Source organism: Inquilinus sp. YAF38 (assembly GCF_052113205.1).
GTDB lineage: Bacteria > Pseudomonadota > Alphaproteobacteria > DSM-16000 > Inquilinaceae > Inquilinus.
Genome location: NZ_JBFRCU010000147.1, coordinates 1 through 9,603, shown reverse-complemented (window position 1 = coordinate 9,603; position 9,603 = coordinate 1). Strand labels below are relative to the sequence as shown.

The following is a 9,603-nucleotide window of genomic DNA, read 5'->3' as shown; positions in this document are numbered from 1 at the left end:
AACTCGCCAAATCTGTCACCCATCCATCCGGTCTAAAATGTCACCCCTCCATCCGCTGGACAATCCGAAGGATGTCCGGGTGAGGGCTCTTTGTCGAGGCCGGTGCCAGCCCTCACCCGCCAGCGCTGCGCGCTGTCGACCTCTCCCGCCAGGCGGGAGAGGCAATGCGAACCGTCGCTCGCAGGTACGGCCGGATCACCAGTTCGCCATCGACTCCCGCAGGATCCGTTCGAGATCGGCGGGTCCGACCGGCTTCGGCGCGCCGACCAGCAGGCGCTGCTGCTTCAACGCACCCTCGACCAGGGCCGGGATGTCGGCCTCGCCATAGCCCAGCGCGGCGATGCCGCTCGGCGCRCCGACCTGCCGCATCAGTCCGGTCAGCGCCTGCGGCAGGCTGTCGGGGCCGGGATCGCTGACCGATCGTCCGGTCAATAGCTCCGCCGCCCGGATGTGCTTCTCCGGCGCCGAATCATAGGTGAAGCGGAACGCCGCCGGCGAGGTCACGATCACCGAATAGCCATGCGGCACGAAGGCATGGCTGTAGCCCTCGGCGTGGAAGTCGTGCTTCAGCCCGGCGATCGGATAGGCGCAGGCGTGCGGGATGTGCACCCCGGCGGTGCCGAAGCCGATCCCGGCCATGGTGGCGCCCAGCATCATCGTGCCGCGCGCCTCCAGGTCGTCGCCGTCGGCCACCGCCCGGGCTAGGAAGCGGCCGCCGAACTCGATCGCCCGCAGCGACCAGATGTCGGCCACCGGGTTGCTGCCCTGGTAGGGCGGCCGGTCGTCCGGCGTGGCCGGGCGCGGCCGCGCATCGAACGGCTTGGAGATGTAGGATTCGATGGCGTGGCAAACCACGTCGAGCCCGGCCGAAGCGGTGACGCCGGCCGGGGTGCTGCGCGCCAGCTCGGGGTCCACCAGCGCCAGGCTCGGCCGGATATGCCGGTGCGAAATCCCGGTCTTCAGCTTGAGCTCGGGAATGTCGAGGATGGCGACGGTCGTCGCCTCCGACCCCGAGCCGGAAGTGGTCGGCACCGCCACCAGCGGGAACAGCGGCCCCGGCGGCTTGCGCCCGCCGCCGATCGGCGCATTGACATAGTCCATGATCGCGCCGCCATGGCGCTTGATCAGGTTGGCGACCTTGGCGGTGTCGATGGTCGACCCGCCGCCGAGCGCGACGAAGCCGTCGACCTCCGCCGAAAGCGCGACCTCGGCGGCGAGTTCCAGCGAATCGAGCGTCGGCTCGACCGCGATGCCCTCGAACCGGGTCACGCCGATATCGCTGCGCTGGATGATGCGGATCACCCGGTCGATCAGGCCGAATTCGTGCAGCGCCGGGTCGGCGACGAGCAGCACCCGGGAGACACCGAGGCGCTTCAGCTCCCAGCCCAGCTCCGCGACCGCGCCGGCGCCGAACTTCAGCGGCGCCGCCTCGATGGTGAAGATGCTTTCGAGGGATTCGGTCACGCCACCCTCCACCATGCTCACAGCCGCTGCAGCGCCTGGTAGATCAGCTCGAAGAAGCCGTCGGCGTCGATGTCGCGCAGCACGCGGCAGTTCTTCCGCTTCCCGTCCGGATGGCCCCATTTGGCGGCCACGTCCCACCAGTCGACCACTGTCATGCCCAGCGTGTGCTCGCCGGCCAGCTCGACCGCGACATGGCAGTCGCGGCCGCCGAACAGCTCCGGCCGCAGCAGATAGGCGATGACGCAGGGGTCGTGCAGCGGCGCGCCGGCGATGCCGTAGCGGTCCATGTCGAAACGCTCGTAGAAGCTCAGCATGCCATGCACGCTCGTCGCCGCCGGCGTGCCCAGCGCCTCCACCCTGTCGAGCCAGGCCCGGCTCGTCAGCGCCTTGTGGGTGACGTCGAGCGGCACCATGGTCAGCTTGATGCCGCTGGTCAGCACCACATGCGCCGCGTGCGGGTCGACATAGATGTTGAACTCGGCTGCCGGGGTGGTGTTGCCGCCCTCGAAGAAGCCGCCGCCCATGAACACGATCTCGCGGATCCTGGGCGCGATCTTCGGCTCGCGCACCAGCGCCGCGGCGATGTTGGTCAGGGGCCCGAGCGGGCACAGCGTGTAGGTGCCCTCCGGCGCCGTCATGATGGTGTCGACGATCCAGTCCACCGCATGGCCGGCGATCGGCTTCGTGATCGGGTCCGGCAGGCCGGAGCCGTCGAGCCCGGTCTTGCCGTGCACCGCCTCGGCGGTGACCAGCGGCCGCACCAGCGGGCGGATCGACCCCTGGACCACCGGGATGTCGGTGCGCCCGGCCAACTCGCACAGCTTCAGCGCATTGGCGGTGGTCAGGTGCAGCGGCACGTTGCCGGCGACCGTGGTAAGGCCGGCGATCTCCAGCTCCGGCGAGCCCATCGCCAGCAGGATGGCGATGGCGTCGTCCTGGCCCGGGTCGGTGTCGATGATGATGCGCCTGGTCGCTGCCATCGCGGCCTCCCCTTGCGGAATTCTGTCGGGAGGCTGGCTAGCACCGCCGCGGCGCGGCGTATAGAGGCGGCTTACTCGGCGGCGAGAAGGATCGGCGCGTCGTCCTGCTCGCGGGTCGCCTCGTTCACCATGTGGCGGATCGAGGTGACGCATTTGCCGCAGCGCGGAGCGCAGCCGAGCCCGGCATAGACCTGCCCCGGCGTCTTCGCCCCAGACTCGACGGCACACCGGATCTGAGTGTCGTTCAGGGCATTGCAGATGCAGATATACATGCGTCGGCGGCTCCGGTGTGTCGCCGATGGATGTAGATGAGATTGCGAATGAGTGTCAATAGGCGCTCTATCCTGCCCGCGATTCCGCCCGTGCGGCGCGAAGGCGCACCGCTGTGAGGACGGCGAAGAACGGCCCGCCGATCGCCGCGCCGATCAGGATGTAGGGGAACAGCCCGAACCAGGCCGCCGGCGCGAACAGGTACAGTGCGTCGTCGAAATCGAAGCCGAGGATGCCGACATAGGCCTTGGTCTCGACCGCCCCGGCGGCTTCCAGCTTGGCCGACAGGATCGAGGCCGCCAGCACCCCGGCGCTCGCCACGATGCCGAGCAGCGGCCCGATTTCGCCCAGCCAACTGGTGCGCAGCCCGATCCCGATCGCCAGGAACATCAGCGCATTGACCGCTAGGTCGCAGACCGTGTCGTAGAGATGGCCGAAAGGCGAGGAGCTGTTGCCGAGCCGGGCGAGCTCGCCATCCGCGCGGTCGAGCAGGCAGGACACCAGCCAGATCACCCCGCCCCAGAGGGTCCATTGCGCATCGCCGACGGCGAAGGCGGCGCAGGCAGCCAGGCCGGTGACCAGGCGCCCGGTGGTCAGGTGGTTCGGCGTGACGCGGGTGCCGACCAGGGGCCGCACCATCATCCGGGTCAGGCGGTGGGTCCAGGAGGTGTGGGGCTGGGTGTAGATCGACATTCAGGCTTGCTCGCGTGCGACATCCGGCGTCCGCAGCAGGCGCCGGCCTTCGATGAGGTACCAGATCAGCAGCGCCGGCGCATGCAGCAGCAGCTCGCGCAGGCGCTTGACCAGCGCCACCGACAATGCGAGCTCCGGCGGCAGGCCGAACATCACGCCCAGCGCCAGGATGCTGCCGTCCTGGATGCCGAGTGCGCCCGGCACCAGGAAGGCGGCGGTGCGGACGGCCTGGCCGATGCTCTCCATCACCAGGGCTTCCGCGAAGCCTATGTCGGCACCCAGCACATGCAACGCCAGCCAGACCTCGCCGGCGCCGAGCACCCAGCCCGTGAGGTGGAAGGCGGCCGCGCGGGCCATGGCGCCGCGGTCGCGGTAGATCGCCAGCACCGTGTCGTTCAGTCCGGAGAGCCCGCCCAGGGCCGGCCAGTCGAACTGCTGGGCGATCCGGCCCAGCAGGTTCTCGAACAGCCGGAACATGCCCCAGCGCTGCGCCAGCACGAACCCGACGCCCATCAGCACCGCGATGCCGAGGCCGAGCGCGGCCCAGCCCAGCGCGTCGCCACCACCGATCGCGATCAGCACCGCCAGGCCGATGGCGAAGAACAGGATCTGGGTCAGGAATTCCAGAGTCAGATCGACCAGCATGCCGGCGCCGGCCGGGACCGTGCCGGCGCCGTGCAGCGCCAGCACCCGGGCGCCCAGCACATTGCCGCCGACCTGGGCCACGGGCAGCACCGCATTGGCCGATTCCCGCACCAACCGCGCCCACAGGAAGATGCCCGGCCCGGCGGACCACAGCGGCCGCATCGCGGCGCGCCACGCCAGTGCCGAGCAGCCCATCGCCAGGAAGTGGGAGGCGACCACCAGCAGGATGCCGCCGCTGGCGTTGAGCAGCAGCTGCAGCACCGCCTCGGCGTTCTGCGAGGCGACGAGCGCGATGATGCCGCAGAGCCCAGCCAGCCCGACCAGCGCGGTCGCGGCCTTGATCGCATGCTTGCTCATGCGCGTCCCCACGAGAACGACCGGTACTCGGAGAGAACGCGTTGCCTCTCCCGCATGGCGGGAGAGGTCGGACGTCCGCCAGGACGTCCGGGTGAGGGCCGGCGCGGGCCTCGACAAAGAGCCCTCACCCGGAGCCGCTTCGCGTCTCCGACCTCTCCCGCAAGCGGGAGAGGCAACGCAAAGGCCGAGCGGGCTTCGGTGGTGGAGATCACGATGCGGCGCCGGTCCTGATGGCGGGGTATGTCGGGCGGGCGGATTAGGGGGGTCCGGCCGGGCCTGAGTCAACCGATCCCGGGCCGATCCCAGGCCTGGGGGCGACGGCCCGCGGACGGGCGCCCCGAATCAGATTCGTACAAACATCAGACGATTTGACAGCCGCGGTTCCAAAATGCTGGCCTCAGGCGCCCGTGCTGGATATGGTGCGGACAAAGTTTGCGCAGTGGAGGAAACATGGCTGGCGTAACGCTCCGTGGCATTCGTAAGTCGTTCGGCGACCTCGAGATCATCAAAGGCGTCGATCTCGACATCCGCGACCGCGAATTCGTCGTCTTCGTCGGCCCGTCGGGCTGCGGCAAGTCGACCCTGCTGCGGTTGATCGCCGGCCTCGAGGACATCAGCGCCGGTGACCTCGCCATCGACGGCCAGCGGGTCAACGACCTGCCGCCGGCCGAGCGCGGCATCGCGATGGTGTTCCAGAGCTACGCGCTCTACCCGCATATGACGGTCTACGAGAACATGGCCTTCGGCCTGAAGCTCGCCAAGACCAACAAGGCCGAGATCGAGCGCAAGGTCGGCGACGCCGCCCGCGTCCTGCAGCTCGAGCACCTCTTGAAGCGCAAGCCGAAGGAGCTGTCGGGCGGCCAGCGCCAGCGCGTCGCCATCGGCCGCGCCATCGTGCGCAACCCGAAGGTGTTCCTGTTCGACGAGCCGCTGTCGAACCTCGACGCGGCGCTGCGCGTGCAGATGCGGATCGAGATCGCCCGCCTGCACAACGACCTGAACGCCACCATGGTCTACGTCACCCACGACCAGGTCGAGGCGATGACGCTGGCCGACAAGATCGTGGTGCTGAGCGCCGGCCGGATCGAGCAGGTCGGCTCGCCGCTCGAGCTGTATCATCACCCGGACAACCTGTTCGTCGCCGGCTTCATCGGCAGCCCGAAGATGAACTTCGTCGAGACCGAGGTCACCGCGTCGAACGGCGCCACCGCGACGGTGGGCCTGCCGGGCGGCGGCTCGGTCACCGTGCCGGTGCAGCCGGGCCGGGCCAAGGCCGGCGACAAGGTCACGCTCGGTGTTCGGCCGGAGCACATGAACGTGCTGGGCACCGGTGCCGCCACCATCCCCGGCCAGGTGCTGGTGGTCGAGCGCCTCGGCGGCGAGACCTTTGTCTATCTGAAGACCGGCGCCGGGATGCTGACGGTGCAGGCCGAAGGCGACAGCCGGGCCAAGACCAACGACCAGGTCCAGATCGGCTTCGACGCCGAGACCTGCCACCTGTTCGACGCCCAGGGCCAGGCCCTGCAGCGGGCCGAACGTCACCCGATGGCCGATATCGGCCGCGAACCGGCGATGGCCCACTGATGCTGACGGCCAGGGTCCTCAAGATCCTGGCCACAGCCGGCGTTGCGCTGTTCTTCACCCTGGTCGCGGTCGGCAATCTGACCGACTACGGCTCCAACTTCGCCTTCGTCCGGCACGTGCTGGCGATGGACACGACCTTCCGATCGCCCGCCCTGATGTGGCGGGCGATCGACGTTCCAGGGGCTGCCCATGTGGCCTATGCCCTGATCATCGCCTGGCAGGTCGCCACGGCGCTGGTCTGCTGGGCCGGCGCGCTACGCATGGGACTGCGCTGGGACGCACCGGCCGCAATCTTCGCCCGGGCCAAATCCGTGGCGCTGGCCGGGGTCGGCATGGGCTTCGTGCTCTACGCCTTCGGCTTCGTTGTCATCGGCGGCGAATGGTTCGCCATGTGGCAGTCGCATGAATGGAACGGCCAGCCCGCCGCTCACATCTTCCTGACCCTCACCGGCATCGTCCTCCTGTTCCTGAACCAGCGGGACGAGGAGTTGCCCTACGATATTTGAGCGGACCGGGGTCAGCAGCCTCTGCACCTCGCGATGACGACGCTGTCATCAGTGTGCCCGCATGAGAGCCGCCACAGGACTCTTTGACCGCTCGCCGCGATCAGGTACAGGTTCTTGACCCGTTCGCAGCACCGATGCGGTCCATGAGTCTGTTCCTTTCCCGACATGGCGAGACATCGCCCTCCCCGGCGCGGCATGAGCGATGATCATTCCCTCCCCGCGGCAGGGCCTACCCCGGTCGCGCTGAAGCTGGCGGATGAGCGCATCGCCGATGCGGTCGACCCGTCGATCGGCCTGAACGCGCTGCGGCTCGAGGACCTGCCGATCATCGCCCGCTGGCTGGAGCGGCCGCATGTGATGCGCTGGTGGGGCGACCCGGAGGAGGGGCTGGCGCGGATCGCCGCCCATCTGGTCGAATCGAACGTCGCGCCGTTCCTGGCCTGCGAGGGCAGCCGGCCGATCGGCTACATGCATGTCTACCACGCCAATCCCGACAGCTACTGGACGGCGCACCAGCTGCCGCGCCAAACCTTCGGCATCGACCTGTTCCTGGGCGAGACCGACGTGATCGGCCGCGGCATGGGCACCCGGCTGATCAAGCTGGTGCTGCGCCGCCTGCTGGCCCTGCCGGAGACGGCGCGGATCCAGGTCGACCCGGCCCCGGCCAACGCCGCCGCGATCCGCGCCTATGAGAAGGCCGGGTTCCAGCGCCGCGGGCCGATCGACACGCCCGACGGTGCCGCCCTGTACATGACGATCGACCGCGAAGGCTGAGCCGGGAATGCCCGAACTGAGCGACGTCGTCGGCGACATCGCCGACGCCATGGCGCGGGAGCAGCAGCGCGGCGAGGTCGCGACCTATATCCCGGAGCTGGCCAAGGTCGATCCCGGCCAGTTCGGCATTGCGGTCGCGACCCTGGATGACGGTGTCCATGTCGCCGGCGATGCCGAGGTGCCATTCTCGATCCAGAGCGTCTCCAAGGTCTTCACCCTGACGCTGGCGCTCGGCGCCGTCGGCGACGCGCTGTTCCGGCGGGTCGGGCGCGAGCCGTCGGGCAACGCCTTCAACTCGATCGTCCAGCTCGAGCACGAGCAGGGCGTGCCGCGAAACCCCTTCATCAATGCCGGCGCGCTGGTGGTGACCGACGTCGTCCTGGCCGGGCACCAGCCGCGCGAGGCGATCGGGTCGATCCTGCGCTTCATCCGCTGGCTGGCCGATGACGACGGCATCGCCATCGACGAGAAAGTGGCGCGGTCGGAGGCCGGCACCGCCTACCGCAACATGGCGCTGGCCGCCTATATGAAGTCCTTCGGCAACTTGGCTCATCCGGTGGAGCTGACGCTCGGCGTCTATGTCCATCAATGCGCCATCGCCATGACCTGCCGGCAGTTGGCCACCGCCGGCCGCTTCCTGGCCGATGGCGGGCTGTCGACCGGTAACCGCGTGGTGTCGCCGGAGCGGGCGCGGCGGATCAACGCGCTGATGCTGACCTGCGGCCACTACGACGGCTCGGGCGACTTCGCCTTCCGCGTCGGCCTGCCGGGCAAGAGCGGCGTCGGCGGCGGCATCCTGGCGATCGTGCCGGGCCGCGCCTCGGTCGCGGTCTGGTCGCCGGGGCTGAATCAGCACGGCAACTCGCTGCTCGGCACCCTGGCGCTGGAGCGGCTCGCGAAAGCCATGGGCTGGTCGGTCTTCGGGCCGTGAGGCGCCTGCCCTCCCTGCCCGCCCTGCGCGCCTTCGAGGCGGCCGGCCGGCATCTGAGCTTCCGCCGCGCCGCCGAGGAGTTGCTGGTGACGCCGAGCGCGATCAGCCATCAGGTGCAGCGGCTGGAGCGGGAGCTCGGCACCGCCCTGTTCCGGCGCAAGACCCGCGCCATCGCCCTGACCCCGGCCGGCGAGCGCTATCTCGACGGAGTGCGTCGCGCCTTCGACCTGCTGGCGGAAGAGACGCGCGCCGTCCGGGTGCCGGAACGGGCGGTGCTGCGGGTCAGCCTGCTCGCCTCCTTCGCCACCCATTGGCTGGTGCCGCGCCTCGGCCGCTTCGCCGTGGCGCATCCGGAGATCGAGCTGCGGCTGGAGCCGTCCAACGCCCTGGCAGATCTGAAGGGCGGCGAAGCCGACCTGGCGATTCGCTACGGCACCGGCAGTTGGCCGGACGTCGAGGCGGCGCTGCTGATGCCTGACCGCATCGCCCCGGTGGTCAGCCCGGCGCTGCTCGAACGCGGCCCGCCGATCGCGCGGCCGGCCGACCTGCTGCAGCACACCCTGCTGCTGTCCTACGCCCGTGAGCCGATCGAATGGCCGGCCTGGTCGGCAGCGCATGGCTTCGACCTGGCCCGCGCCCGCACCCTGATGCTGCATGACTACAACATCGTGCTGGAGGCGGCTTTGGCCGGCCAGGGCGTGGCCATGGGCCGGCACGCGCTGATCGGTGAGCGGCTGCGCAGCGGCGCGCTGGTCGAGCCGCTGGGCGGCCCGCCCTTCGCCCCGTCCGGCCTCGGCTATTGGCTGGTGACCAGGGCCGCCCCCCCGCCCCCGCCGGTCGCCGCCTTCATCGACTGGATCCGCGGCGAAGCCTCCGGACACCCCGCGCCATGGAAAGACTGACCCGATGCTGACGCGCCGCAGCTACGCCGCCTTCCTGTTCGACATGGACGGCACCCTGATCGACAGCATCGCCTCGGCCGTCCGCGTCTGGACCCGCTGGGCCGAACGGCACGGGCTCGATGCCGAGGCGGTGGTCGAGACCATGCACGGCGTGCGCGCGGTCGAGACCATCCGCCGCTGGGGCATTCCGGAGGCGGAGGTGGCGCGCGAGGCCGCCGAGCTGACCCAGGCCGAGATCGACGATGTCGACGGCGTGGTCGCGATCGCCGGGGTGCAGCGGTTCCTGAGCGCCCTGCCGCCCGACCGCTGGGCGATCGTCACATCGGCGCCCCGCGCCCTGGCGGCCAAGCGCCTCGCTGCCGCCGGCCTGGTCCCGCCGCCGGTGCTGGTCACCGCCGAGGACGTCGCCCGCGGCAAGCCGGCGCCGGACGGCTTCCTGGCCGCGGCGAAGCGGCTGGGCGCCGACCCCGAGGACTGCCTGGTCTGGGAGGATGCAC

11 protein-coding genes are annotated in these 9,603 nt (G+C 70.0%); 6 read left to right on the top strand and 5 right to left on the bottom strand.

The window, feature by feature from the left end; translation table 11 throughout:
* Nucleotides 1–195 precede the first annotated feature (195 nt).
* The 5 genes from AB4Z01_RS34840 to AB4Z01_RS34820 all read right to left on the bottom strand — a co-directional run bounded on the left by AB4Z01_RS34840 (nucleotide 196) and on the right by AB4Z01_RS34820 (nucleotide 4,409).
* Complete coding sequence (locus tag AB4Z01_RS34840) at nucleotides 196–1,464, bottom strand: hydroxyacid-oxoacid transhydrogenase (protein WP_441701250.1); 1,269 nt, start codon at nucleotides 1,462–1,464, stop codon at nucleotides 196–198.
* A gap of 17 nt (nucleotides 1,465–1,481) precedes the next feature.
* Nucleotides 1,482–2,444 carry a nucleoside hydrolase gene (locus tag AB4Z01_RS34835; protein WP_441701249.1) on the bottom strand — a complete coding sequence of 321 codons (963 nt, stop codon included), beginning with the start codon at nucleotides 2,442–2,444 and terminating at the stop codon, nucleotides 1,482–1,484.
* A 71-nt stretch (nucleotides 2,445–2,515) separates the two neighbouring features.
* Nucleotides 2,516–2,716 (bottom strand): (2Fe-2S)-binding protein, encoded by a 201-nt coding sequence (locus AB4Z01_RS34830; protein ID WP_441701247.1) that lies wholly within the window; start codon nucleotides 2,714–2,716, stop codon nucleotides 2,516–2,518.
* 67 nt (nucleotides 2,717–2,783) lie between these two features.
* Entirely contained in the window at nucleotides 2,784–3,407 is a 624-nt protein-coding gene (locus tag AB4Z01_RS34825; RefSeq protein ID WP_441701245.1) for a CDP-alcohol phosphatidyltransferase family protein, read from the bottom strand.
* Nucleotides 3,408–4,409, bottom strand: coding sequence for a lysylphosphatidylglycerol synthase domain-containing protein (locus AB4Z01_RS34820; protein ID WP_441701243.1), 1,002 nt, complete (start codon nucleotides 4,407–4,409; stop codon nucleotides 3,408–3,410). It lies immediately after the preceding gene.
* A gap of 450 nt (nucleotides 4,410–4,859) precedes the next feature.
* Between AB4Z01_RS34820 and AB4Z01_RS34815 the strand changes: the two genes are divergently transcribed.
* The 6 genes from AB4Z01_RS34815 to AB4Z01_RS34790 form a co-directional block, all read left to right on the top strand.
* A complete protein-coding gene (locus tag AB4Z01_RS34815) occupies nucleotides 4,860–5,993 on the top strand; it encodes an ABC transporter ATP-binding protein (protein ID WP_441701241.1) in 1,134 nt (377 codons plus the stop codon).
* A complete protein-coding gene (locus AB4Z01_RS34810; protein WP_441701240.1) occupies nucleotides 5,993–6,499 on the top strand; it encodes a DUF2165 family protein in 507 nt (168 codons plus the stop codon). The genes AB4Z01_RS34815 and AB4Z01_RS34810 overlap by 1 nt, the downstream gene beginning before the upstream one ends.
* A gap of 195 nt (nucleotides 6,500–6,694) precedes the next feature.
* Complete coding sequence (locus AB4Z01_RS34805; protein WP_441701238.1) at nucleotides 6,695–7,273, top strand: GNAT family N-acetyltransferase; 579 nt, start codon at nucleotides 6,695–6,697, stop codon at nucleotides 7,271–7,273.
* Between the two features lie 7 nt (nucleotides 7,274–7,280).
* Nucleotides 7,281–8,204 carry a glutaminase gene (locus AB4Z01_RS34800; RefSeq protein WP_441701236.1) on the top strand — a complete coding sequence of 308 codons (924 nt, stop codon included), beginning with the start codon at nucleotides 7,281–7,283 and terminating at the stop codon, nucleotides 8,202–8,204.
* The gene (gcvA, locus tag AB4Z01_RS34795; protein ID WP_441701234.1) at nucleotides 8,201–9,106 is read left to right on the top strand and encodes a transcriptional regulator GcvA; all 906 of its coding nucleotides are present in this window, start codon (nucleotides 8,201–8,203) and stop codon (nucleotides 9,104–9,106) included. Before AB4Z01_RS34800 ends, gcvA begins: the two co-directional genes overlap by 4 nt.
* Before the next feature lie 4 nt (nucleotides 9,107–9,110).
* Nucleotides 9,111–9,603 (top strand): HAD-IA family hydrolase (locus tag AB4Z01_RS34790; RefSeq protein WP_441701232.1); only part of this gene is annotated, 493 nt, incomplete at its 3' end.

Bases quoted from the DNA above. Each gene is read 5' to 3' on its own strand.
- AB4Z01_RS34835 (WP_441701249.1), bottom strand. From the start codon at position 2,444: ATGGCAGCGACCAGGCGCATCATCATCGACACCGACCCGGGCCAGGAC.
- AB4Z01_RS34800 (WP_441701236.1), top strand. From the start codon at position 7,281: ATGCCCGAACTGAGCGACGTCGTCGGCGACATCGCCGACGCCATGGCG.
- AB4Z01_RS34815 (WP_441701241.1), top strand. From the start codon at position 4,860: ATGGCTGGCGTAACGCTCCGTGGCATTCGTAAGTCGTTCGGCGACCTC.
- AB4Z01_RS34820 (WP_441701243.1), bottom strand. From the start codon at position 4,409: ATGAGCAAGCATGCGATCAAGGCCGCGACCGCGCTGGTCGGGCTGGCT.
- AB4Z01_RS34825 (WP_441701245.1), bottom strand. From the start codon at position 3,407: ATGTCGATCTACACCCAGCCCCACACCTCCTGGACCCACCGCCTGACC.
- AB4Z01_RS34830 (WP_441701247.1), bottom strand. From the start codon at position 2,716: ATGTATATCTGCATCTGCAATGCCCTGAACGACACTCAGATCCGGTGT.
- AB4Z01_RS34810 (WP_441701240.1), top strand. From the start codon at position 5,993: ATGCTGACGGCCAGGGTCCTCAAGATCCTGGCCACAGCCGGCGTTGCG.
- AB4Z01_RS34805 (WP_441701238.1), top strand. From the start codon at position 6,695: ATGAGCGATGATCATTCCCTCCCCGCGGCAGGGCCTACCCCGGTCGCG.